Genomic DNA, 22,531 nt, shown 5'->3' on the forward strand with positions numbered 1-22,531 from the left:
CTTCCCACCCGATCCTGACATCCGTTCGGCCTGAGCGAAATCGAAGGCCATGCGCGGCCGTTGGCTGCACTTCGACATCGCTCAGCGCGAATGGAGGCCGGGAGCAGGCACAGGTTCGTTACGCTCTTCACCTCGCGCTCGCCCCGGCCTATGAGCCGCCGATGGACGTGACGGACCTGCGCGTTGCCCTGTTTTCCGGCAACTACAATTACGTGCGCGACGGCGCGAACCAAGCGCTCAACCGGCTGGTGGAATATCTGCTGCGCCAGGGCGCCGCGGTGCGCATCTACTCCCCCAAGGTGAGCAGACCCGCCTTCGATCACGTCGGCGATCTGGTCGGCGTGCCGGCGATCCCCCTGCCCGGACGTGCCGAATATCGCGCGCCGATCCTGCTCACGCCCGGCGTGAAGAAGGATCTCCACCGCTTCGATCCCAACATCATGCACGTCGCCTCGCCGGAGGTGCTGGGCCACGCGGCCGTGCGCCACGCGCACAAGAACAAGCTGCCGGTGGTCGCCTCCGTCCATACGAGGTTCGAAACCTATCCTCGCTATTACGGTTTCGCCTTCATGGAGGGGCTGGTCGAGGCGGGTTTGCGCCGCTTCTACCGTCGCTGCGACGCGATCTTCGCGCCGTCCGAATCGATGGCGCAGCTGCTGCGCGATCAGCGCATGAACTTCGATGTCGGCATCTGGTCGCGCGGTGTCGAGCGCGACATCTTCTCGCCCGAGCGGCGCGATACGGAATGGCGCCGCTCGCTCGGCATCGCCGACGACGAGGTCGCGGTCGGCTATATCGGCCGCCTCGTGATGGAAAAAGGCCTCGACGTCTTCGCCGACACCGTGGACCAACTGATCCGACGCGGCGTGAAGCACCGCCTGCTGATCGTCGGCGACGGCCCGGCGCGCGACTGGTTCGAGAAACGCCTGCCCGAGAACGCCGTCTTCGCCGGTTTCCAGGGCGGCCGCGATCTCGGCCGGGCGGCCGCCTCGATGGACCTGCTGTTCAACCCTTCCGTCACGGAGACATTCGGCAACGTGACATTGGAGGCGATGGCGGCGGGCATCCCCGTGATCGCGGCAGACGCCACCGGCAGCCAGAGCCTCGTCGAACCCGGCATCACCGGCGAGCTGGTGCGCCCCGGCGCGATCCATTTCTTTGCCGACGCCTTGGCGCATTACGTACAGGACGATGCCAAGCGTCGGGCGGCGGGCCATGCCGGCCGCGTCGCCAGCCGCGCCTATGAATGGGACAAGGTGAACCAGGCCTTGGTCGACCAATATCTGCGCATCGGCCGCCAGCGCGAGCGCGGCAGCATGGGCACGCCCGGCCTTCAGCGCGTGCCGTGGCCCGGCAGCCGGCGGCCCTGAGCTTGGACGCCCCGCCCCGCCCTCTTCCGGTCGCCGCCGATCTCTACGGCGATATCCAGCCGCCGAAGGAGGAGCGCTGGCGGGATTATCCGCCGGGGTTGGTGGTGGCCGTACTGGCATCCTTCGCCTCCGCCTATCTCGCCGAGCATTACGGTGCGCCGCTGACGCTGATGGCCCTGCTGGTGGGCCTCGCGCTGAACTTCCTCAACGGCGACAAGCGGCTGGGACCGGGCCTCGCCTTCGCGTCGCGGACGCTGCTGCGGATCGGCATCGTACTGGTCGGGGCGCGGGTGACGCTGGCGCAGGTGGTGGGGCTTGGACCGGTGGCGCTCGTCGCGGTGATCGTGATCACGGCGGCGACGATGCTGGCCGGCGTGCTGGCGGCGGAGCGGCTCGGCTTCGGTCGTGCATTCGGGGCATTGGCCGGCGGCGCCGTGGCGATCTGCGGCGCCTCGGCGGCGCTCGCGCTGGCGACGGTGTTGGGCGAGAAGCGGGTCAGCCAGGCGCAGCTTGCGCTGGTGCTGGTCGGCATCGCGGCATGGAGTGCTGCGGCGATGGTCGCCTATCCGGCGATCTGCCACCATCTCGGCTTCGCGGACAAGCAGGCCGGATTCGTGCTGGGCGCCGCGATCCACGACGTCGCGCAATCGCTGGGCGCGGGCTATGCGTTCAGCCCGGCGGCCGGGCAGAATGCCGCGATCGTCAAACTGACGCGGGTGGCCTTGCTAGCCCCCGCGCTGGCGATCGTCGCGCGGCTCTTCCCGCAGCAGGGCGAGCAGACCGCCAAGCAGCCGATCCTCCCCTGGTACGTGGCGGGCTTCTTCGTGCTGGCGGCGATCAATTCGACCGGGATGGTACCCGCGAAGATCGGCGAGGGCGCGACCGATCTCGCCACCGCGATGCTGGTCTGCGCGGTGACCGCCACGGGCATCCGCTCGCCGATGGCGAGCCTGCTGGAGACGGGGCCGAAGCCGCTGCTGACGATCTCGATCGCGAGCGTTGTGGCGCTGGTGCTGTCGTGCGCGACGGCGGCGTTTTTGATCCGCTGAACATCCTCTCCATCGCAGATGGGGAGGATGAGAAGCCTACCGGTCCACCCGCGCCGTAACCCGGTGCATGAAGCTGTGGTTGGGCGCCTGGCCGCGCTGTACGTCGTGGAAGATGCCGCCGCCGAGTTGGGGCAGCACCATCTCGATCGCCAGCACCTGCTCGAGCTGGCGCACGTCGATCCTGACCGACAGCCTGCCGTCGAACAGGAAACTGATCGCCGCTTCCTTGGGCAGCGAATCGCGCAGCAGCGTCAGCAGCTTGTTGAGCTCGTCCGAAACGACGGTGGAGCGCTTGTCCCCGTGCAGCCGGTCCACATTCTCGGGCAACTTGCCCTCGTTACGCGCGCTCATGCCTGTGTCGTCTCCGCCTCGCTTGGTCACCGCGCGATGATGCGGTGCCGAGGCGGATGACGCAACGGCGTTCGTCGTCCGTTCATCGCAGCCCGCCTCAGCTCCAGGCGAACGGCAGCGGCGCCTCGCGGAAGGCGAAGCGGTCGAGATGCTCGGCGACGACCGTCTTCATCCGATCGAGCGTCTCGGAATCGGGAGCCTCAATGGTGGAGGTGAGCGCCTCCTCGTTTGCGTCGAGCGTCGCCACCGCCCCGCTCGGGAAGCGGATCGTGGCGTGGACGGGAGTGAACTCCACCTCCAGCTTGTGCGACCAGTGCTTAGCGAGCTGCTGAAGGTAGCGGCTGGCATTGGTCGTGGGGGTGATCGCGGTGGCAGCATTACTCATGGATGCATATCCCTTCTTCCGTTCGCACCGCGCTTGTCGAAGTGCTGCCCTTCCCTTTCGAGAAGAAGGACAGGGCTTCGACGGGCTCAGCCCGAGCGGATTTCCGTGCTTCGAGGCCGAGGCGGCAGCGCAGAAGCTCCAGCCGCGTCATTGTCAGAGCCGCTCGATCTTGCCGGCCGCCTCGTCGATGAGGGCGACGGCTTCCTGGATCGTCTCGATCTCGGCATCGGCCAGCTTGTGGATGATGACCGCCTTGAGGTTGTGCATGGCGCGGCGGATCGAGGCGCTGTCGGTGCGCTCGCGCGCCTCGCCCAGCCCGTCGAGACGCGCCATCAACTCGGCGACCTCCTCGGCCTTTTCGGTGAGGACCCTCAGGCCCTCGGCGGTGGCGGCGAAGACCTTGCGGTTGCCTGAGCCAGAATCCGTTGGAGCCTGCTCCTCGATCTGCCCCATGTCGCCCAGCATGGTGAGAGTCGGATAGACCACGCCCGGGCTCGGCGCATAGACGCCGGCGGTGCGCTCCTCGATGGCGCGGATCAGGTCGTAGCCGTGGCGCGGCTGGTCGCCGATCAGGCGGAGCAGGACGAGCCGGAGCTCACCCCCGTCGAACAACCGGCGACGACCGCCGCCGCGCCCTTCGCGGCCTTCCGCGAAATGGGCCATGAAATGCTCGAAGCCCCGGCCGCGACCGAAGCCGCCGCGCATGGCATGCCATTCCTCATGGCCCTGATGGTGGCCGTGGCGGCCACCGCGATGGTGAAAACCAAAACGCATGATGTGACTATCTCCTATCTGAATCGCACTTAGATATATCTTAGATAGCGATCTATACAAGATATATCTTAGACATTCCTGTCTCCCGTTCGCTCTGAGTAGGGACTGAGCGTAGTCGAAGGCCCGTATCGAAGGGTTTGGCGCGCGTGGCATTGCTTCGATACGCCGCTTCGACAGGCTCAGCGGCTACTCAGCACGAACGGTTTTGAAGGCAGCCGGATCGAATCCGTTGGCGGCGGGCTTTATGCCCGCGCGCCGCCGATCACACCGACCGAATTGTGGCGCAGCGCCTTCAGCACCGTCTCGACGATACCGTCCGCATCGAGACCGGCCTCGGCATATTGCTTCTCGGGCTTGTCCTGCGCCTGGAAGATATCCGGCAGGCGCAAGGTACGGATCTTGAGGCCGGCATCGGTCAGCCCCTCGTCCGACGCCAGCGTCAGCACATGCGCGCCGACGCCGCCGACCGCGCCCTCCTCGATCGTCACCACCACCTCGTGGGTAGCGCAGAGCTTGCGGATCAGCGCCTGATCGAGCGGCTTGGCGAAGCGCAGGTCAGCGACGGTCGCGGAGAGGCCCTGCGCGTCGAGCCGGTCGGCGGCCTTCATCGCCTCCTCGAGCCGGGTGCCGAGCGACAGGATCGCCACCTTCTTGCCCTCGCGGACGATGCGGCCCTTGCCGATCTCCAGCTGTTGCGGGGTCTCGGGCAGCGCCACTCCGATGCCGTTGCCGCGCGGATAGCGCAGCGCGATCGGGCCGTCGTCGTACACGGCAGCGGTGTGGACCATGTGGACCAGCTCGGCCTCGTCGGCGGCCGCCATCACCACCATGTTCGGCAGCGTCGCCAGATAGGTGACGTCGAACGAACCGGCGTGGGTCGATCCGTCCGCGCCCACCAGGCCGGCGCGGTCGATCGCGAAGCGCACCGGCAGGTTCTGGATCGCAACGTCGTGCACCACCTGGTCGTAGGCGCGCTGCAGGAAGGTCGAGTAGATCGCTGCGAACGGCCGCATCCCCTGCGCGGCGAGGCCCGCCGCGAAGGTCACGGCATGCTGCTCGGCGATACCGACGTCGAACGTCCGCTCCGGAAACTTCTGCTGGAACTTGTCGAGGCCGGTGCCGCCCGGCATCGCCGCGGTGATCGCGACGATCGTCGGATCGCGCTCGGCCTCGGCCATCAGCGCTTTGGCGAACACACCGGTATAGCTCGGCGGGCCGGCGGGAGCCTTGGCCTGCTCGCCGGTGATCACGTCGAACTTCTGGACGCCGTGATACTTGTCCGCCGCCGCCTCGGCCGGGGCATAGCCATGGCCCTTCTTGGTGACGACGTGGATCAGCACCGGGCCGTCCTTGGCATCCCGCACATTCTCCAGCACGGGGATCAGGTGATCGAGATTGTGGCCGTCGATCGGGCCGACATAATAGAAGCCCAGCTCCTCGAAGAGCGTGCCGCCCATCGTCATGCCGCGGGCGAACTCGTCGGTCTTGCGCGCGGCCTCGGCGAGCGGGCGCGGCAGCTTGTTGGCGAACTTCTTGGCGAGATCGCGCAAGGACAGGAACGGCCGGCTCGACACGATCCGCGCCAGATAGGCCGAAAGGCCACCCACAGGCGGCGCGATCGACATGTCGTTGTCGTTGAGGATGACGACCAGCCGGTTGCCCGCCTGCTCGGCATTGTTCATCGCCTCGTAGGCCATGCCGGCGGACATCGATCCATCGCCGATGACGGCGATCGCCTTGCCGGGCTTGCCCGCCAGCTTGTTCGCTACGGCAAAGCCGATAGCCGCCGAGATCGAGGTCGAGCTGTGCGCTGCGCCGAACGGATCATATTCGCTCTCGGCGCGCTGGGTGAAACCCGAGAGCCCCCCGCCCTGACGCAGCGTGCGAATGCGGTCGCGCCGGCCGGTGATGATCTTGTGAGGGTAGCATTGGTGCCCGACATCCCAGATCAATTTGTCGTCGGGCGTGTCGAACACATAATGGAGTGCGGTGGTGAGCTCGACCACGCCGAGGCCCGACCCCAGATGGCCGCCCGTCACGCCCACGGCCGAGATCATCTCAGCGCGCAGCTCTTCGGCCAGCTGGCGGAGTTGCTCCGGCTTCAGCTTGCGCAGGTCGGCGGGGACGATGACGGTATCCAAAAGGGGGGTGAAGGGGCGTTCGGACACAAAAATCTCCTTGGACCGCGCTGCTTACGCCAAGCCATTCGCCCTGTCGAACGGTGAACAAACCTTAATCCACAGCTCTGGCTTATGGCGCGGGTTTCCGGCGAAAATCGGGCAGAATTGTCAGGAAGCTGTGCTTTTCACGGCACAATCGGTGCAGACACCGTGCACCTCGATCACCGGACGCTCCGGCGCGAAGCCGACCTTTTCTGCCGCCTCGCGCACCTTGGCCGCCACCGCGTCGTCGTCGACGTGGGTCGCCTGCCCGCACGTGTCGCACACCAGGAAGATGCAGTCGTGCCGACAGCCCGGATGCGGGTTGGCGATGTAGGCGTTGGCGCTCTCGATCCGCTGGGCGAGGTTGGAGCCCACGAACAGATCGAGGATGCGGTAAACGCTGTTCGCCGCGATCCGGCGCCCCTGCGCGGCGGAAAGCTGCTCGGTGATGTCATAGGCGGAGGCGGGCTTTTCGAAGCCGTTCAGGATCTCGAAGACCGCGGCGCGGAGTTGCGTCCACTGTTCGCCGCGCGATTCCAGCTCGGCCTGCGCGGCCTCGGCGAGGGCGGCGCCATGATGGTGCGCGTGCGAATGTTTGGTGGCGGTGGCCATAGCCGCCAAATTAGGCGTGGCCGCGGCTTCCGGCAAGGTGGCCTCGTGCGTTCAATCGATGCGCGAATGCGAGCAGGGCGACGCCCGCCATGGTCGACAGGATTTCGGGCAGGCCTTCCGCCCGGATCAGGCCGATCGCCATCAACGCCAGCCCGGCAAGACCGATCAGCAGCGGCCGAGCATCGCGGTGCGCGGCATAGCCCCGCCCGAGCGCGACGGCGCCGATAAAAATGGCAAGCGAGAAACCGATCTCGTGCCACGCCGGATTGGCAAGCGCCGCGCCCGCCGTCGCGAAGGTCGCGGCGAGCAACACGGTCGCGACGCAGTGGACAAGGCAGAGGCTGGAGAGCCCGATCGCGATCCGATCGAGGCGGCTGGTGGCCCGCTCACGCGGAGACTCGGGGAGGTGCGTCGCCATCGCCGGCGCATATGGCACCGGGCGGACAATGATACAATATCACATTTGCGCAGCCGCAAATTCCGTTCGGGCTGACGGTGTTTTGGGCATTGGCGGTGCGCATCCCACCACGCTAGAGCGGCTTCGATGTCCGAAGTCCTCGCCTCCTCGCTTCTGATCCGCCTCCCCGGCCGCCCCGCGGCGCCGCGCCCCGCCCCGCGCGCATTCGGCGTCTGGCTGCTCGTCGTCGCGGCGATGGTGCTGGCGATCGTGATCGTCGGCGGGATCACCCGGCTGACGGAGAGCGGTCTCTCGATCGTCGAGTGGGATCCAATCCTCGGCGCCATCCCGCCGCTCACCCACGCGCAATGGCAAACGGCGTTCGACGGCTACAAGGCTATCCCGCAATACAGGGCCTTCAACCAGGGCATGACGCTGGAAGGGTTCCAGCACATCTTCTTCTGGGAATATCTCCATCGCCTGATCGCCCGCGGCATCGGCGCGGTGCTGCTGGCGGTGCTGGCGGTGTTCTGGTGGCGGCGCGCGATCCCCGAGGGGTTCGGCCGGCGCGCGGTGGCGATCTTCCTGCTGGGCGGGCTGCAGGGCGTAGTCGGCTGGTGGATGGTCTATTCGGGTCTGCAGTTCCGCACCGAGGTGAGCCATATCCGTCTCGCCGCGCACCTGCTGACCGCGCTGCTGATCTATTCCTACCTGATCTGGACCGCGCTCGACCTGTTCGCGCTCTCCCGCGACCCCGCCTCGAAACCGGCGCGACTGGTGCCGCTGGCGGCGGCAGCGATCGCCATCCTCGCCTTGCAGATCATGCTGGGCGCATTCACCGCCGGTTTGCGCGCGGGCTACGCCTTTTCGAGCTGGCCCAAGATGGGCGACGACTGGTTCCCGGCCGGCGGCTGGCGCCCTGAATGGTCCACGCTGCGCAACCTCGTCGACAATCCGATCGCCGTGCAGTTCGTGCATCGCTGGTGGGCCTGGGTGGCGCTGGTCGCGGTGATAGCGGTCGCGCGCTTCGCGAAGCAGGCGGGCAGCGGCCGCGCCGCGACCGCGATCGTCGCGGCGGTGATCGCGCAGATCCTGCTCGGCATCGCGACGCTGCTCACCGGCGTGCAGATCGAGATCGCGGTGGCACATCAGGCGATGGCCACCGTCCTGCTCGGCACCCTGATATGGGGCAGCCACGCGCTGGGCGAGACACGCGCGGCATGATCCTGTTCGCTACCGCCCTGCTCGCGGCCGATGCCCTGCCCTTCGCTCCGCCGATCGACAAGCCCCTCGTCTACCGCCAGACCGAGGATCGCATCGCGCCGGATGGATCGGCGGCGCACTTCACCCTTACCGAAGAGGTGCGCTTCACGCGCGACGGCACCGGCTACATCCTGACGGTGCGCGCGCTTTCGGCCGAGGCGCAGGCTCCGGACGCCGCGGCCGCTTCTTTTCGGGCGGGTATGAAACCCTTCATCGGTATCCCGGTCGCCACCCGGCTCTCCGCCGCCGGCGAGCCCGGCGAGGTGATCGATGCGGATGCGACCTGGCAGCGCGTCGTCCAGTCGATCGAACAGGCCGCCGCGACCGCCTCCCCGCCGCGCAACGGTATCGGCCCGATGCTGGCGGGCTTCCGGGCCATGCCGGCACCGGCCCGCGAAGCGATGCTGAAAGGCCCCGCCATCGCCCTGCTCGGCCTGTCGCTGCCGCCGTTACCGGAGGGCGGCTCCGGACCGCTCGCCGAAACCATGGACACGCCGCTCGGCATCCCGATCGCCTGCAGCGGGACGGTGCGGCGAGACACCGACCGGGACGGCGCGATCCGCTACAGCGCCGATCTCTCCAGCGATCCCGATGCCGCCCGTCGCATCGCCGCGCAGACGCGCACGACCGGCGCCCCCGCCGATGCCATCGCTGTGCAAAGCCTGCACGAGCATCGCGAGACGAGCCTGTCGGCAAGCAGCGGCCTTCTTCTCTCGTCCGTGAGCAAGTTCGCCCGGATCGACCCCGCCGCACCGGGCGGCGAGCGCCCCGTCTCGCAGCGCGGCCTGATGCTCGTCTCGCAATAGGGTATCATAATACCCTTCTAAAAACCCGCGCCGTTGCTTGACTTTCAGCACCCGAATCGTCATTGGGGCCGCCGTGGCGCGATCCGGCGACGGGTCGCGCGCTTTGTTTATACGAACTGGAGATTGGGGCCATGAAGGCGCTCATGAAAACCACGAAGGTGGCGACGCCCGCCACCATCGAGAAGAAGTGGCTTCTCATCGACGCGGAAGGGCTGGTCGTCGGCCGCCTCGCCTCGATCGTCGCCAACATCCTGCGCGGCAAGCACAAGCCGAGCTTCACCCCGTTCATGGATTGCGGCGACAACGTCATCATCGTCAACGCCGGCAAGGTCCACTTCACCGGCAAGAAGCTGAAGGACAAGATCTACTACAAGCACACCGGCTATGCCGGCGGCCTGAAGGAGATCACCGCAGGCAAGGTGCTCGAGGGCCGCTTCCCGGAGCGCGTGCTTGAGAAGGCCGTGGAGCGCATGATCCCGCGCGGTCCGCTGGGCCGCCAGCAGATGCGCAACCTGCGCATCTTCGCCGGTGCCGAGCATGACCACACCGCGCAGAACCCCGAAGTCCTCGACGTCGCGTCGATGAACCGCAAGAACAAGGTGGGCGCCTGATGTCCGACAATCGCCAGTCCCTTTCCGATCTCGCCGGCCTGACCGGGGGCGAGGCTCCGGCTCCGGCCGTTGCCGGTGGCCCGGCCACCGCGCCGCTCGGCGAGACCGTCTCGGCCGCCCCGCTCCGCGAGAAGCAGGTCGACGCGCAGGGCCGCGCCTACGCCACCGGCCGCCGCAAGGATGCCGTCGCCCGCGTGTGGCTGAAGCCCGGCACCGGCAAGATCACGGTCAACGGCCGCGATCAGGAAATCTACTTCGCGCGCCCCACGTTGCGCCTCGTCATCAACCAGCCGTTCGGCGTGTCCGAGCGCGAGGGCCAGTATGACGTGATCGCCACCGTAAAGGGCGGCGGTCTCTCGGGCCAGGCCGGTGCCGTGAAGCACGGCATCGCCCAGGCACTGACCCGCTTCGAGCCGGTGCTGCGCTCGCCGGTCAAGGCCGCCGGTTTCCTCACCCGGGACAGCCGCGCGGTGGAGCGCAAGAAGTACGGCAAGGCGAAGGCCCGCCGCAGCTTCCAGTTCTCGAAGCGCTAAGCTTCAAGGACAGCGAGCCTTTCGGAAGGGCGGTCCCGGGATGCCGGGGCCGCCCTTTCCGTTTGGGCGGCACGTTGCGAGGCTGCTTGCTCCTCCGCTAGAGGGTCGGCTTTTGCGAGGTTTCGCGATGCGGATCGGCAGGCGTGGCGTGATGGCAGGCGCGGCGGCGGCGTGGAGCGGGGCCGGGCTGGCCTCCGTCGGCCGATCCGGCCCCGCCGACTGGCGCACACTGGCCGAAGACGTGAAGACCCAGATGGCCTGGGCATGGGATCAGTATAAGGCCCACGCCTGGGGCAAGGACGAGATCAGGCCGGTCAGCCGCACCGTCTCCAGCTTCCCGCTCAGGAACGGCCATCATCTTGGGCTGAGCCTGATCGAGGCGCTCGATACCTTGTGGGTGATGGGCCTCGACAGCCGCTTCCAGGACGGCGTCGACTGGGTGAAGGCGAACCTCGATTTCGACGTCGACGGCGATGTCTCTGTGTTCGAGACCTCGATCCGGCTGGTCGGCGGTCTGCTCTCCGCGCATCATGCCTGCGGCGATCCGGTGCTACTCGCGAAAGCGAAAGATCTCGCCGATCGCCTGCTCCCGGCGTTCGGCACGCCGACCGGCATGCCGTGGGGCACGATCAACCTCAAGACCGGCGCGGTGCGGAACGGCGTCAACAGCCCCGCCGGCATCGCCACCTACTGGCCCGAATGGGGGACGCTCAGCCGCCTCACCGGGGATCCGCGCTACAGCGATGCCGCGCGCAAGGCGGCGCTTGCCGTGTTCGATCGCCGGTCGAAACTCGATCTGGTCGCCACGCAGATCGACGTGCTGAGCGGCGAATGGAAATCCCGCACCGCAACGGTCGGCTCCTATGGCGACAGCTTCTTCGAATATCTGTGGGACGGCTGGCAGCTGTTCGGCGATCCCGAATGGAAGCGGATGTACGACACCTGCACGGCCGCGATCCTGAAGCATCAACAGGTCTGGAAGGGCAGCCGGCTATGGTTTCCGGATGTGGATTTCGAAACGGGTGCGATCGTCACCACCGAGCAGGACGAGCTTGCCTCCTTCTATGGCGGGCTGCTGGGTCAGGGAGGCGCAATGAAGCAGGGCGCCGCCTATACCGAAAGCTGGGCGACGGTGCAGGATCGCTACGGTGTGCTACCCGAGGGCTATGACTACGCCGCCGTCCGGCCGACACAGGTGAGCAATTCGCTGCGGCCGGAGCTGGCGGATGCGGCGTTCAACCTCTGGCTGCTCGATCCCGAGCCCCGCTGGCGGGAGATCGGCCGCGCCCACTTCCTAGCCATGAAGCGCTGGAACAAGGCGACCTACGGTTACACCGATCTCGCCGACGTGACGTCCAATCCCAAGCGGCAGGCGGATCATTGCCCCGGTTACTGGTGGTCCGAGCAGATGAAATATTACTACCTGCTGTTCTCCGACACGCCGCGCTTCGACTACAAGCGCAACTACCTCTCCACCGAGGGCAACGTGCTGCTGGGATTCCGGCGCGGGGCGTGAATTCAAAGCCCTTTCACGCTTGACGCCGCTCACCCTCTCTTTTGTATGATAATCGCTCCACGCGGGAGTTTTCGGTGCTGGTGTTTCTCGTCGCGGCGCAATTGGCCGCTCCCACGACCACGCCCGCCGATGGGCAATCCGCGCAGGATCGCGTCACCGCGACGGAGGTGTTCGCCTACGGCCAGTGGCGCAATTGCGTGCTCAGGGAGACGCACCACAAGGCCGGCAAGGTCAAGGATCACGACAAGGTGGCCGACGCCGCCATCGCCGAATGCGGCACGAAGGAGGCGAACTACGCCTCCTCGCTTTCTGCGCTGGCGCAGCTCTACCAGCTCGGCAACACGGCAGATTTCGTGAAGGGAAACACCGACAAGACCCGCAAGGCGCTGCGCGACATGGCGATGAAGGAGCTGAAGTAACTCAGCCCTTTCCGCCCTTGTATCGCGCCCGGAAATCGTCGGCGAACGCCGTCAGCCGCTGCTGCGCGATCGCATCACGCAAACCCTGCATCAGCCGCTGGTAAAACCAGAGATTATGCTCGGTCATCAGCATCGCACCGAGCATCTCGCCCGATTTGATCAGGTGATGGAGATAGGCCTTGGTCCACCGGGCAGTCGGGCTTTCCGGGTCGAGCGGGGTCTGGTCCTCCGCGAACTTGGCGTTGCGAATGTTGATCGGCCCATCCCACGTGAAGGCCTGCCCGTTGCGTCCCGAGCGGGTCGGCAGCACGCAGTCGAACATGTCGATGCCGCGCTCCACTGCGCCGACGATGTCGTCGGGCTTGCCGACACCCATCAGGTAGCGCGGCTTTATCGGATCGAGCTGGCCCGGTGCGTAATCGAGGCAGCCGAACATCGCCTCCTGCCCCTCGCCCACCGCAAGGCCGCCGACCGCATAGCCGTCGAACCCGATGTCGAGCAGCGCATCGGCCGAGGCCTTGCGCAGCCCTTCGTCGAGCGCGCCCTGCTGGATACCGAACAACGCCGCGCGCTCCGCATGCGCGCCGCCAGCATCGAAGGCATCGCGCGATCGCCGCGCCCAGCGCATCGATCGCTCCATCGCGGCGGTCTGCATCTCGCGCGTCGAGGTGGTCGGCACCAGCTCGTCGAAGGCCATGACGATGTCCGAGCCGAGCAGGCGCTGGATCTCCATCGATCGCTCGGGGGAAAGCATGTGGCGCGACCCGTCGAGATGGCTGGCGAAGGCCACGCCCTCCTCGCTCCGTTTGGTGAGAGCCGACAGCGACATCACCTGATAACCGCCCGAATCGGTGAGGATCGGCCGATCCCATTGCATGAAACTGTGCAGCCCGCCCAGCTTCGCGACCCGCTCGGCACCCGGCCGCAGCATCAGGTGATAGGTGTTGCCGAGGATGATGTCGGCGCCAGCCGCGCGCACGTCCGCAGGCTTCACCGCCTTGACGGTGCCTGCGGTACCGACCGGCATGAAGGCAGGCGTGCGGATTTCGCCGCGCCGCATGGCGATCGCGCCGGTGCGGGCGCGGCCGTCGGTGGCGGCGATGGTGAAGGAGAAACGAGTCATGGCGGCGGGCTTTACGAGATTTCTCGCCACTTCCAAATCCGCACCGTTCGTGCTGAGGAGCCACTGAGCTTGTCGAAGTGGCGTCTCGAAGCATAGCTCCCGGAGCAGCGTCCTTCGAGACGGGCCTTCGACTTCGCTGCGCTCCGCTCAGTCCCTCCTCAGGACGAACGGTTCAGGAGCGTTTCCATCGCCCGCACATCCACCGGGGGCGAGCAGAGGAAGCCCTGATAATAGGTGCAGCCCTCAGCCGCGAGCAGGTGGAGCTGTTCCTCGGTCTCCACTCCTTCCGCCACCACGGCCAACCCAAGCGATCGGGCCATGTCGATCACGCCACGCACCACGATGCGGTCACGCGCCGATCCGGCGATGTCCTGCGTCAGCCGGCGGTCGATCTTGATCGTGTCGAGCGGCAGCGCCTTCAGATATGCAAGGCTGGAATAGCCGGTGCCGAAATCGTCGATCGCGACGCGCAGGCCGCCCGAGCGGAGCTGGGCCAGCAACTCCGCAGCGCTGCCCAGATCCTCCATCAACCCGCTCTCCGTAATCTCGACCGTCAGCCGATCGATGAGACCGGCCTGGGCCGCCATCGCCAGCATCCGCTCGGCGAAGCCCGGTTCGGCAATGTCGGCGGCCGTGACGTTCACTGCGACATGCAGCCCTGCCAGTTCCCCATCCCACGCCGCCGCTGCCTTGATCGCTTTGGCCTGAACATGGCGGGAGAGCTCGACCAGATAATCGGAGCGTTCGGCGGCGGCGAACAACGCCTCGGCACCGAGCTCGCCCAGCACCGGGTGGTTCCAGCGCGCCAGCGCCTCGACGCCGATGATCTCGGCGCTCGCCACCGCGACCTGCGGTTGCCAGAGGATCTCGATCCGGTCCTCGTCGAGCGCGAGGCGCAAATCAAGCTCCAGCCGGCGGTCCTCGGCGCGGCGGCTTTCCTGCCCCAGCTCGAAGACGCGGACCCGTGCCGGCTCCTGCTCGCGCGCATCGGCGAGCGCGAGGCTGGCATGGCGCAACAGCTCGCCGGCATCCGATCCGCCGGCGCTGGCGATGCCGACGCGCGCGGTCAGATTGACGACATGCTCGCCCGCCACGAACGGTCGCGCGATCGCCGCGACCAGCTCGCCGGCCAGCATCTCGGCTTCCTCGATCGTCGCCGGCTGGGGCAGGCCGACCGCGAACTCGGCACCCGCCAGCCGCGCGACCAGCCGACGCCGCGCGCCGCTGCCTACCGCCAGCCGCTCGATACGGCGCGCCACCGACCGGATGATCGCGTCCCCCACCGGGCGCCCGAAGGCGGCGTTGACCATGTCGAAGCGCGACAGGCCGAGCACGATCAGGATCGGCGCCTGCCCCTGCGCGATGCGCCCCTCGATCCAGCGCCGCGCACCATAGCCGTCATCCAGGCCGGTAAGAGGATCGCGCGGCGCGGCGTCGGAAGCGCGGGTCGCATCGAGCGGCTCGACATGGCCGACGATCGTCCCCTCCTCCCACATCACGTGGTGCGCGACGCGACGCCCGTCGAGCGCATTGTGCGCGAAGGGCGAGACGCCGCCCTCCTGCCGCAGCCGCGCCACAGCGTGCAGCGCCGCGCGCATCCCGCCGCGCCCGAGCAGCCGCTGGGCCACGTTGCGCGGTAGCTCGGTCTGCTCCTCGGCGAAGCCACTCGCCTGCGCCAGCGCAGGGCTCAGCGCGAGCTTGGCGGGCTTCTCCGGCGACCAGCGCCACACCATCGCCTCGCTCTCGACCAGCCGCGCCCGGCCCGCCGCCGCGCGATGCCCGCCGGCCAGCCGTTCGGCATGGCGCTGGGCGAAGCGGAGCGCCTGCGCGAACTCCCCTTCGGCGAAGGGCATGGCGAGGTAGTGAGTCGCCCCGGCCTCGAATGCGGCCGCCACCGCCGAGGCTTCGCGCCGCCCGACGAGGAAGAGCAGCGCAGCGCCATTGGCCTGCACCGCATCGGAAAGCTGACGGGCCGCCGCCAGTCCCTCCGCAAGCGTTGCGCGTGCGTCGATCACCACCACGGATGCGCCGCTGGCGAGGAAGCGCCGCTCCAGCCCCTCAATGCGCCGCGCCGCGATCGCCGCCCAGCCGGCGCGCTCCGCCATATGGGCGAGCTCGTCACGCTGCCGGAACGACAGCAGGAACAGAGGCGCCGAACCCGCCGGAAACTCGTCGCTGGCCGAAATGGTCGCTCTCCCCCTCCGGGCTCGCAATGGGCCCGGAGCGGAAGCACGCTATCGCGCGCACCTCAAGCCTCCAATGGGATTCGCCGCTCGATCTGTCCCGCGATGGGCGCGGCTGGGCTTGCTGGCGGGCATCCGAGGCCCTAACTCCCTGTCATGGCGATCCCCTCCCCCGCGCCGTCGCTCAGCGACGCCTTCGGCCGGCGGATCAGCTATGTCCGTCTTTCGGTGACCGATCGCTGCGATCTGCGCTGCCGTTATTGCATGAGCGAGGCGATGTCCTTCCTGCCGCGCCGCGAGGTGCTGACGCTGGAGGAACTGGCGGAGGTGGCCAATGCCTTCGTCACGCGCGGCGTCACGCGCATCCGGCTGACCGGCGGCGAACCACTCGCCCGACGCGGCATCGACGATCTGGCGCGCAGCATCGGCCGGCAGATCGGGCAAGGGCTGGAGGAGCTGACGCTCACCACCAATGCGACCCGCCTCGCCGATCATGCCGGAGCGCTGTTCGATGCCGGCGTGCGGCGGATCAACGTCAGTCTCGACAGCCGTGATCCCGATCGCTTCCGTCATATCACGCGAACGGGCGATCTGGATCAGGTGCTCGGCGGCATCGAAGCGGCACGGGCCGCCGGGCTGCGCGTCAAGATCAACATGGTGGCGCTCAAGGGACTCAACGAGGACGAGATCGCACCGATGATCCGGTGGTGCGGTGATCGCGGCTTCGATCTCACGCTGATCGAGACGATGCCATTGGGCGTCGTCGACGAGGACCGGACGGATCGCTATCTGCCGCTCGATGGCGTGCGTGCCCGGCTCGAGGAATGCTTCACTTTCGTCCCCGACACACATCGCACCGGTGGCCCGGCGCGTTACGCCCGCGTCGCCGAGACGGGCGGACGGATCGGCTTCATCACCCCCCTCACCGACAATTTCTGCGAGGGATGCAACAGGCTGCGAGTCACCATCGACGGCAAGCTCACGATGTGCCTGGGCCACGAGGATCACGTCGATCTCAAGAAAGCGCTGCGCGGGGGCGGCCGTGCCGCGCTCGACGAGGCGATCGACGAAGCGCTCCGCCTCAAGCCGCGCCGGCACCATTTCGCGATCGCCGGACGCGGCGCGGCGCCCGCCGTGTCCCGTCACATGAGCGTCACCGGCGGATGAGCGACCAGAGAGGCCGGGATACCCGGCAGGAGCTTCGCCGCATGGCGCTCGTCGCCTCGCCCGCGCCCGCTGCGCAGGCTGCGGAGGCCGAGTTGCGCGCGCGCTACGAGTTCACGATGGTGGACGACGCCGACGTCGTCATCGCGCTCGGTGGCGACGGCTTCATGCTCCAGACTTTGCACGGCATGCTGGATCGGCACCGCGTCCGTCCGGTGTTCGGCATGAATCTCGGCACGGTCGGTTTCCTGATGAACGAGTGGCGACTGGATGCGCTGTCGGATCGGCTGGCGCGCGCGCGCAGCTTCTCGGTCGCGCCGCTGCGCATGGATGCCGAGACGATCGACGGCGAACGCTTCGCATCGCCCGCCATCAATGAGGTGTCGCTGCTGCGCGAGACGCGCCAGACCGCCTGGGTGGAGGTGAGCGTCGACGGCCGGGTGGTTCTGCCCGAGCTGGTCTGCGACGGCGTGCTGGTGGCGACGGCGGCGGGCTCCACCGCCTACAACCTGTCCGCGCAGGGGCCGATCCTGCCGCTCGGCTCGGGTCTTGTCGCGCTCACCCCGATCAGCGCCTTCCGCCCGCGGCGCTGGCGCGGCGCGATCCTACCCGAGACGGCACGCGTCTCCTTCCGGGTGATCGACCCGGTCAAGCGCCCGGTCTCGGCGGTCGCTGACCAGCGCGAGATCCGCGACGTTTCAGTGGTGCAGATCTCGATGGACCGATCGATCGCGCTGACGCTGATGTTCGATCCCGAGCATGCTCTCGACGATCGTATAACCATGGAGCAATTCGCCGTTTAGGCTTTGTTAGCCATGCGGTGCGAAGGGGGTTGCAACGCCCCGGCAGACGTTGCATAGGGCGCGCCTCGCCCGGAAACGGGTGATGCGAAATGGCCATTCCTCGGTAGCTCAGCGGTAGAGCTCTCGACTGTTAATCGAGCGGCCGTAGGTTCGAATCCTACCCGGGGAGCCATTCCGACGATTTCCGGCTTGCCATGCGGAGCCTCCTCCGGCCGATTTCTATTGCGTCGACTATCGACGGCGAACGGCCCGGAAGCCTGCCGGCCCCGAATCCGCGAGGACGCAGCATGACGGCTACCTCCCTGCTCGATCGGATCGGCGTCAGGCTACCAATCATACAGGCACCGATGGCGGGCACGTCCTCGCCCGCCATGGCAGCGGCTGTCAGCGAGGCAGGCGGGCTCGGTTCGATCGGCGTGGGCGCGGTGGATGCCGGGCAAGCCCGCGCGATGATCGCGGCAACTCGGGACGGGACATCGAAGCCCTTCAACGTCAACCTGTTCTGCCACCGTCCGGCGATTGCCGATGCCGTTGTCGAGGGAGAATGGATCGCGCGGTTACGGCCCGAGTTCGAGACGCTGGGCGCGACGCCCCCCGCCGGGCTCTCCGAAATCTACCGCAGCTTCGTGGCCGACGAGGCGATGCTGCGTATGTTGCTGGATGCGCGACCGGCAGTCGTCAGTTTCCACTTCGGGCTTCCCTCGAACGCCGCTCTACAGGCCCTGCGTGAAGCCGGCATCCTCCTGCTCGCCTCCGCGACCAGCCTCGCCGAGGCGCGCGCCATCGAGGCGGCAGGTATCGACGCGATCGTCGCGCAAGGCTGGGAGGCCGGCGGCCATCGCGGCGTCTTCGATCCCGACCAGCCCGATGACCGGCTCGGCACCATGGCGCTCGTCCGGCTGCTGGTGCGCGAGACGCGGCTACCGGTGATCGCGGCGGGCGGGATCATGGACGGTGCCGACATCGCCGCCACCCTCGATCTCGGTGCCGCGGCGGCACAGCTCGGCACCGCCTTCGTCGGCTGTGACGAGAGTCTGGCCGATGAAGGATATCGGGCCGCGCTCGCCAGCGATGCCGCGCATCACACGACGATGACGCGCGCCATCTCCGGCCGCCCCGCGCGTTCGCTCGCCAACCGATTCACGGCGATCGGCGCCACCGTTCCCAGCGGCGCCATCCCCGCTTATCCGATCGCCTACGATCTCGGGAAGGCACTGCACGCCGCCGGCAAGGCGCGCGGCGAATACGGCTTCGGCGCCCAGTGGGCGGGGCAAGGCGCACCCCTCGTCCGCTTCATGCCGGCGGCGGAACTGGTCGCGACTCTGGCGCGCGAATTGGAAGAGGCGCGCAGCCGCGATTAGCGCGTCTCGAAATCCTTGATGCCGCGACCCAGCGTATTGCCGCTGATCTTCATCGGCTCGTGCGTGTAATCGGCCACGAAGGTGGTCGAATAACTTACACCCGGCGTCAGCGTCGCGGTGTTGCCGGTGATGGTGAGGCCGGCGGACGGATTGTCGCGCTGCTCGGCGCCGATCACGATGAAGGCGGAGTGGTTCTCGCGGTCCGGCCCGCCCGACATCACGTTGCGCGCGATCAGGCCGGTGGCACCCGCGCACAGGTCCATCGTGTAGTTGGTGCCGTGTCCCTGCGCGTCGTCGAAGCTGTTGTCGGTGATCGAGACCACGGCCGAGCGGGTCTTCAGATAATGGCCGCCCCGCCCCTTCTCGAAGCGCGAGCGGGTCACGTAGAGCTTGCCGTAATGGCCGACATAGAGCGCATGCGCGCAGCCGGACGACTTCGCACAGCTGCCGAGGCCGCTGAAAGTCGATCGATCGACTCGAATTTCCCCGTTCGGATCCTCGCCCGTCAGGATACCTTCCTCCGAATTGCGGAAGATGGAGTTCATCACCGTGAGGTTGCCCTTGGTCAGGCGGATGCCGGCGCCGTTCCCGTCCTGGTTGGAGAGGTTCTGGAAGGTCAGGCCGTCGACCATCGCATCCGTGCCCTCGAATACCAGGGTCGCCTTGCCGTCGCACATGCCGCCGTCGAAGATCACGCTGCCCGAAACCTTCGCGCGGAAGGCGACGCGGCCCTGATTCACCTTCGCGCAATCGTGATAGGTGCCCGGCGCGATTACGATCGTCGCGTCGCCGCCGTTGACCGACTTCACGGCATCGTCGAGCCGCCAGAAGCCCTTGCCACTCTCCTGCACCACGAAGGGCGGCGCGGACTGTGCCTGCGCGGCGGTGGCGGACAACAGCACGACGAACGCGGCGAGAGACTTCATGGGGCGTACTCCTATGGCGCGCGGACGCTGCCATTGACCGCCGCCGCCCTCAAGCGCTCGTCATGTTCGCCTAGTCCAGATTGGGACGCAGCCAGCGCTCTGCCGTCTCGATATCGACCTGGCGCCGCTGGGCATAATCTTCCAGCTGGTCCTTCCCGATCCGCGCGACGCCGAAATACTGGCTGTCGGCATGACCGAAATAGAAGCCCGAGACGGCGGCCGTCGGCAGCATCGCGAAATGCTCGGTCAGCGTGACGCCGGTGGCGTCGGTCGCCTTGAGCAGATCGAACAGGATCGGCTTGAGGCTGTGATCCGGGCAGGCGGGATAGCCGGGCGCGGGGCGGATGCCGCGATACTGCTCGCGGATCAGCGCCTCGTTGGTCAGCTGCTCGCCCAACGCATAGCCCCACAGATCGGCGCGGACATGCGCGTGCAGCCGCTCGGCGAAGGCCTCGGCGAGGCGATCGGCCAGCGCCTTGAGCATGATGTCGCTATAGTCGTCGTGGGCAGCGCGGAAGGCGGCGGAGCGCTCGTCGATCCCGTGGCCCGCCGTCACCGCGAAGCCGCCGATCCAGTCCCCGTCCGGGCTGATGAAATCGGCGAGGCACATGTTCGCCCGCCCCTCGCGCTTCCTGATCTGCTGGCGGAGCATCGGCATCCGCACCTCGGCATCGCCCGAGCGGACCAGAATGTCGTCGCCGTCGCGCCGGCACGGCCACAGGCCCGCCACACCCCTGGCGGTCAGCCATTTCTCGGCGACAATCCGGTCCAGCATCGCCTGCGCGTCGGCGTAGAGCGAGCGGGCGCTCTCCCCCACCACCGCGTCGTCGAGGATCGTGGGGAAGTTGCCGGCCAGTTCCCAGGCGCGGAAGAAGGGCGTCCAATCGATAGTGTCGCGCAGGTCGGCGAGGTCCCAATCCTCGAACACATGCAGGCCGGGCTTCGCCGCCGCAGGCGCCATCTGCGCCGGATCGAAGGCGAAGGCATTCGCCCGCGCCTCGGCCAGCGTGGCGAGCTCGTTCTGGCCCTTGCCCTCGCGCGCCCTGCGGACCGCGTCATATTCGGCGGCCGTCTTCTCGACGAAACCGTCCTTCTGCGTGTCGCTCATCAGCGTCGAGGCGACACCCACCGCGCGCGATGCGTCCAGCACATGCACCACCGGCCCCTTGTAAGCCGGCGCGATCTTGATCGCGGTGTGGACCTTCGACGTGGTCGCGCCGCCGATCAGCAGAGGCATGGTCATGCCGATCCGCTGCATCTCGGCCGCAACCGTCACCATCTCGTCGAGCGAGGGGGTGATGAGGCCGGAGAGGCCGATCATGTCGGCGTCATTCTCGTTCGCCGATTCCAGGATCTGCGTCCACGGCACCATCACGCCGAGATCGATGATGTCGTAGCCGTTACAGGCCAGCACGACGCCGACGATGTTCTTGCCGATGTCGTGCACGTCGCCCTTCACCGTCGCCATCACGATGCGGCCCTTGGGGCGCGCGCCGATTTCCTTGGCAGCCTCGATGAAGGGCAGCAGGTGCGCCACCGCCTTCTTCATCACGCGCGCGGACTTCACCACCTGCGGCAGGAACATCTTGCCGGAGCCGAACAGATCGCCGACGACATTCATGCCGTCCATCAGCGGGCCTTCGATCACCTCGATCGGGCGCGGGAAATTCTGCCGCGCCTCCTCGGTATCCTCGACTACGAAGGCGTCGAGGCCCTTGACCAGCGCATGCTCCAGCCGCTTCGCCACCGGCCAGCCGCGCCATTCCTCGGCGGCCTTCTCGGCGACCGTATCCTTCTGGCCGCGATATTTCTCGGCGATCGTGATCAGCCGCTCGGTGGCGTCCGGGTCCTTGTTGAGGATCACGTCCTCGCAGGCGACGCGCAGCTCGGGATCGATCTGGTCGTACACGTCGAGCTGTCCGGCGTTGACGATGCCCATGTCCATGCCCGCCGGAATGGCGTGGTACAGGAAGATCGAGTGCATCGCGCGGCGCACCGGCTCGTTGCCGCGGAACGAGAAACTGAGGTTCGAGAGGCCGCCGGAGATATGGGCGTGCGGGCAGCGCTGGCGGATTTCCCGAGTCGCCTCGATGAAGTCGACGCCATAATTGTTGTGCTCCTCGATCCCCGTCGCCACCGCGAAGATGTTGGGATCAAAGATGATGTCCTCGGGCGGGAAGCCGATGCCGACGAGCAGCTTGTAGGCGCGCCCGCAGATCTCGATCTTGCGCGCCTTGGTGTCGGCCTGGCCGGTCTCGTCGAACGCCATGACGACCACGGCGGCACCGTAGGCCATGCACTTGCGGGCGTGATACAGGAAGGCCTCCTCGCCCTCCTTCATGCTGATCGAGTTGACGATCGGCTTGCCCGATACGCATTTGAGGCCCGCCTCGATCACCGACCACTTGGACGAGTCCACCATTACCGGCACGCGCGCGATGTCCGGCTCGGCGGCGATCAGCTTGAGGAAGGTGGTCATGGCATGCTCGGCGTCGAGCAGGCCCTCGTCCATGTTGACGTCGATCACCTGCGCGCCGTTCTCGACCTGCGCGCGCGCGACCTCGACCGCCTTCACATAGTCGCCGGCCATGATCAGCTTCTTGAACGCCGCCGATCCGGTGACGTTGGTACGCTCGCCGATGTTGACGAAGGTGGCGCGGGTCCGGGGTTCGTCATCGGGCGTCATGTCGGGTGCGGTGGCCATCAAACTCGATCTTCCAAGG

21 protein-coding genes and 1 tRNA gene are annotated in these 22,531 nt (G+C 67.4%); 12 read left to right on the top strand and 10 right to left on the bottom strand.

What is annotated here, in order from left to right; all coding sequences use genetic code 11:
• Positions 1-161: 161 nt before the first annotated feature.
• Both HZF05_RS21095 and HZF05_RS21100 read left to right on the top strand, forming a co-directional pair.
• Positions 162-1,370: a glycosyltransferase family 4 protein gene (locus HZF05_RS21095; protein WP_160364420.1), complete on the top strand. Its 1,209-nt coding sequence runs from the start codon at positions 162-164 to the stop codon at positions 1,368-1,370.
• 2 nt (positions 1,371-1,372) lie between these two features.
• Positions 1,373-2,419, top strand: a complete 1,047-nt coding sequence (locus HZF05_RS21100) for a YeiH family protein (protein ID WP_181638949.1) — start codon at positions 1,373-1,375, stop codon at positions 2,417-2,419.
• Between the two features lie 36 nt (positions 2,420-2,455).
• On the opposite strand, the gene HZF05_RS21105 is transcribed toward HZF05_RS21100, so the two are convergent.
• The 6 genes from HZF05_RS21105 to HZF05_RS21130 form a co-directional block, all read right to left on the bottom strand.
• Positions 2,456-2,770 (bottom strand): hypothetical protein, encoded by a 315-nt coding sequence (locus HZF05_RS21105; protein WP_246332116.1) that lies wholly within the window; start codon positions 2,768-2,770, stop codon positions 2,456-2,458.
• 97 nt (positions 2,771-2,867) lie between these two features.
• Positions 2,868-3,155: a DUF2218 domain-containing protein gene (locus HZF05_RS21110; RefSeq protein WP_160364422.1), complete on the bottom strand. Its 288-nt coding sequence runs from the start codon at positions 3,153-3,155 to the stop codon at positions 2,868-2,870.
• Between the two features lie 153 nt (positions 3,156-3,308).
• Complete coding sequence (locus tag HZF05_RS21115; RefSeq protein WP_160364423.1) at positions 3,309-3,929, bottom strand: PadR family transcriptional regulator; 621 nt, start codon at positions 3,927-3,929, stop codon at positions 3,309-3,311.
• Between the two features lie 242 nt (positions 3,930-4,171).
• Positions 4,172-6,097 (bottom strand): 1-deoxy-D-xylulose-5-phosphate synthase, encoded by a 1,926-nt coding sequence (dxs, locus tag HZF05_RS21120; RefSeq protein WP_160364424.1) that lies wholly within the window; start codon positions 6,095-6,097, stop codon positions 4,172-4,174.
• Between the two features lie 120 nt (positions 6,098-6,217).
• Complete coding sequence (locus tag HZF05_RS21125) at positions 6,218-6,703, bottom strand: Fur family transcriptional regulator (protein WP_160364425.1); 486 nt, start codon at positions 6,701-6,703, stop codon at positions 6,218-6,220.
• 10 nt (positions 6,704-6,713) lie between these two features.
• A complete protein-coding gene (locus HZF05_RS21130) occupies positions 6,714-7,121 on the bottom strand; it encodes a MerC domain-containing protein (RefSeq protein WP_160364426.1) in 408 nt (135 codons plus the stop codon).
• Between the two features lie 126 nt (positions 7,122-7,247).
• Between HZF05_RS21130 and HZF05_RS21135 the strand changes: the two genes are divergently transcribed.
• The 6 genes from HZF05_RS21135 to HZF05_RS21160 all read left to right on the top strand — a co-directional run bounded on the left by HZF05_RS21135 (position 7,248) and on the right by HZF05_RS21160 (position 12,248).
• Positions 7,248-8,324 (top strand): COX15/CtaA family protein, encoded by a 1,077-nt coding sequence (locus HZF05_RS21135; protein WP_160364427.1) that lies wholly within the window; start codon positions 7,248-7,250, stop codon positions 8,322-8,324.
• Positions 8,321-9,169, top strand: a complete 849-nt coding sequence (locus HZF05_RS21140; RefSeq protein ID WP_160364428.1) for a hypothetical protein — start codon at positions 8,321-8,323, stop codon at positions 9,167-9,169. Before HZF05_RS21135 ends, HZF05_RS21140 begins: the two co-directional genes overlap by 4 nt.
• A gap of 131 nt (positions 9,170-9,300) precedes the next feature.
• Positions 9,301-9,780: a 50S ribosomal protein L13 gene (gene rplM / locus HZF05_RS21145; protein WP_160364429.1), complete on the top strand. Its 480-nt coding sequence runs from the start codon at positions 9,301-9,303 to the stop codon at positions 9,778-9,780.
• Positions 9,780-10,313: a 30S ribosomal protein S9 gene (rpsI, locus tag HZF05_RS21150; RefSeq protein ID WP_160364430.1), complete on the top strand. Its 534-nt coding sequence runs from the start codon at positions 9,780-9,782 to the stop codon at positions 10,311-10,313. Before rplM ends, rpsI begins: the two co-directional genes overlap by 1 nt.
• 127 nt (positions 10,314-10,440) lie before the next feature.
• Positions 10,441-11,829, top strand: a complete 1,389-nt coding sequence (locus HZF05_RS21155; protein ID WP_246332117.1) for a glycoside hydrolase family 47 protein — start codon at positions 10,441-10,443, stop codon at positions 11,827-11,829.
• A gap of 74 nt (positions 11,830-11,903) precedes the next feature.
• A complete protein-coding gene (locus HZF05_RS21160) occupies positions 11,904-12,248 on the top strand; it encodes a hypothetical protein (protein WP_160364431.1) in 345 nt (114 codons plus the stop codon).
• Position 12,249: 1 nt separating this feature from the next.
• Here HZF05_RS21160 and tgt read toward each other — a convergent pair whose 3' ends face one another.
• Together tgt and HZF05_RS21170 are read right to left on the bottom strand one after the other, a co-directional pair.
• Positions 12,250-13,371: a tRNA guanosine(34) transglycosylase Tgt gene (tgt, locus tag HZF05_RS21165; RefSeq protein WP_160364567.1), complete on the bottom strand. Its 1,122-nt coding sequence runs from the start codon at positions 13,369-13,371 to the stop codon at positions 12,250-12,252.
• A gap of 158 nt (positions 13,372-13,529) precedes the next feature.
• Positions 13,530-15,476, bottom strand: coding sequence for a putative bifunctional diguanylate cyclase/phosphodiesterase (locus HZF05_RS21170; protein WP_160364432.1), 1,947 nt, complete (start codon positions 15,474-15,476; stop codon positions 13,530-13,532).
• A gap of 234 nt (positions 15,477-15,710) precedes the next feature.
• Here HZF05_RS21170 and moaA point away from each other — a divergent pair, with 234 nt between their 5' ends.
• The 4 genes from moaA to HZF05_RS21190 all read left to right on the top strand — a co-directional run bounded on the left by moaA (position 15,711) and on the right by HZF05_RS21190 (position 18,882).
• On the top strand, positions 15,711-16,721 hold the full coding sequence (gene moaA / locus HZF05_RS21175; protein ID WP_160364433.1) for a GTP 3',8-cyclase MoaA: 1,011 nt from the start codon (positions 15,711-15,713) through the stop codon (positions 16,719-16,721).
• Positions 16,718-17,521: an NAD kinase gene (locus tag HZF05_RS21180; RefSeq protein ID WP_160364434.1), complete on the top strand. Its 804-nt coding sequence runs from the start codon at positions 16,718-16,720 to the stop codon at positions 17,519-17,521. The genes moaA and HZF05_RS21180 overlap by 4 nt, the downstream gene beginning before the upstream one ends.
• A 97-nt stretch (positions 17,522-17,618) precedes the next feature.
• Positions 17,619-17,693: transfer RNA gene (locus HZF05_RS21185), tRNA-Asn, on the top strand.
• Between the two features lie 115 nt (positions 17,694-17,808).
• Positions 17,809-18,882: an NAD(P)H-dependent flavin oxidoreductase gene (locus HZF05_RS21190; protein ID WP_160364435.1), complete on the top strand. Its 1,074-nt coding sequence runs from the start codon at positions 17,809-17,811 to the stop codon at positions 18,880-18,882.
• On the opposite strand, the gene HZF05_RS21195 is transcribed toward HZF05_RS21190, so the two are convergent.
• Entirely contained in the window at positions 18,879-19,808 is a 930-nt protein-coding gene (locus HZF05_RS21195) for a right-handed parallel beta-helix repeat-containing protein (RefSeq protein WP_160364436.1), read from the bottom strand. The two genes, HZF05_RS21190 and HZF05_RS21195, sit on opposite strands and share 4 nt — an antisense overlap.
• Positions 19,809-19,878: 70 nt before the next feature.
• The gene (gene metH, locus HZF05_RS21200; protein WP_181638933.1) at positions 19,879-22,512 is read right to left on the bottom strand and encodes a methionine synthase; all 2,634 of its coding nucleotides are present in this window, start codon (positions 22,510-22,512) and stop codon (positions 19,879-19,881) included.
• Positions 22,513-22,531 lie beyond the last annotated feature (19 nt).

Origin of the sequence: Sphingomonas chungangi, assembly GCF_013778325.1 — a bacterium.
Taxonomy (GTDB): Bacteria; Pseudomonadota; Alphaproteobacteria; order Sphingomonadales; family Sphingomonadaceae; genus Solisphingomonas; species Solisphingomonas chungangi.

Excerpts from the sequence above, each read along its gene's own strand:
- metH (WP_181638933.1), bottom strand. The coding sequence starts at position 22,512 with ATGGCCACCGCACCCGACATGACGCCCGATGACGAACCCCGGACCCGC.
- moaA (WP_160364433.1), top strand. The coding sequence starts at position 15,711 with ATGGCGATCCCCTCCCCCGCGCCGTCGCTCAGCGACGCCTTCGGCCGG.
- HZF05_RS21095 (WP_160364420.1), top strand. The coding sequence starts at position 162 with ATGGACGTGACGGACCTGCGCGTTGCCCTGTTTTCCGGCAACTACAAT.
- HZF05_RS21130 (WP_160364426.1), bottom strand. The coding sequence starts at position 7,121 with ATGGCGACGCACCTCCCCGAGTCTCCGCGTGAGCGGGCCACCAGCCGC.
- HZF05_RS21115 (WP_160364423.1), bottom strand. The coding sequence starts at position 3,929 with ATGCGTTTTGGTTTTCACCATCGCGGTGGCCGCCACGGCCACCATCAG.
- HZF05_RS21125 (WP_160364425.1), bottom strand. The coding sequence starts at position 6,703 with ATGGCCACCGCCACCAAACATTCGCACGCGCACCATCATGGCGCCGCC.
- HZF05_RS21170 (WP_160364432.1), bottom strand. The coding sequence starts at position 15,476 with ATGGCGGAGCGCGCCGGCTGGGCGGCGATCGCGGCGCGGCGCATTGAG.
- tgt (WP_160364567.1), bottom strand. The coding sequence starts at position 13,371 with ATGACTCGTTTCTCCTTCACCATCGCCGCCACCGACGGCCGCGCCCGC.
- rpsI (WP_160364430.1), top strand. The coding sequence starts at position 9,780 with ATGTCCGACAATCGCCAGTCCCTTTCCGATCTCGCCGGCCTGACCGGG.
- HZF05_RS21180 (WP_160364434.1), top strand. The coding sequence starts at position 16,718 with ATGAGCGACCAGAGAGGCCGGGATACCCGGCAGGAGCTTCGCCGCATG.
- HZF05_RS21110 (WP_160364422.1), bottom strand. The coding sequence starts at position 3,155 with ATGAGTAATGCTGCCACCGCGATCACCCCCACGACCAATGCCAGCCGC.
- HZF05_RS21195 (WP_160364436.1), bottom strand. The coding sequence starts at position 19,808 with ATGAAGTCTCTCGCCGCGTTCGTCGTGCTGTTGTCCGCCACCGCCGCG.
- HZF05_RS21140 (WP_160364428.1), top strand. The coding sequence starts at position 8,321 with ATGATCCTGTTCGCTACCGCCCTGCTCGCGGCCGATGCCCTGCCCTTC.
- HZF05_RS21190 (WP_160364435.1), top strand. The coding sequence starts at position 17,809 with ATGACGGCTACCTCCCTGCTCGATCGGATCGGCGTCAGGCTACCAATC.
- HZF05_RS21135 (WP_160364427.1), top strand. The coding sequence starts at position 7,248 with ATGTCCGAAGTCCTCGCCTCCTCGCTTCTGATCCGCCTCCCCGGCCGC.
- HZF05_RS21105 (WP_246332116.1), bottom strand. The coding sequence starts at position 2,770 with ATGAGCGCGCGTAACGAGGGCAAGTTGCCCGAGAATGTGGACCGGCTG.
- HZF05_RS21155 (WP_246332117.1), top strand. The coding sequence starts at position 10,441 with ATGCGGATCGGCAGGCGTGGCGTGATGGCAGGCGCGGCGGCGGCGTGG.
- rplM (WP_160364429.1), top strand. The coding sequence starts at position 9,301 with ATGAAGGCGCTCATGAAAACCACGAAGGTGGCGACGCCCGCCACCATC.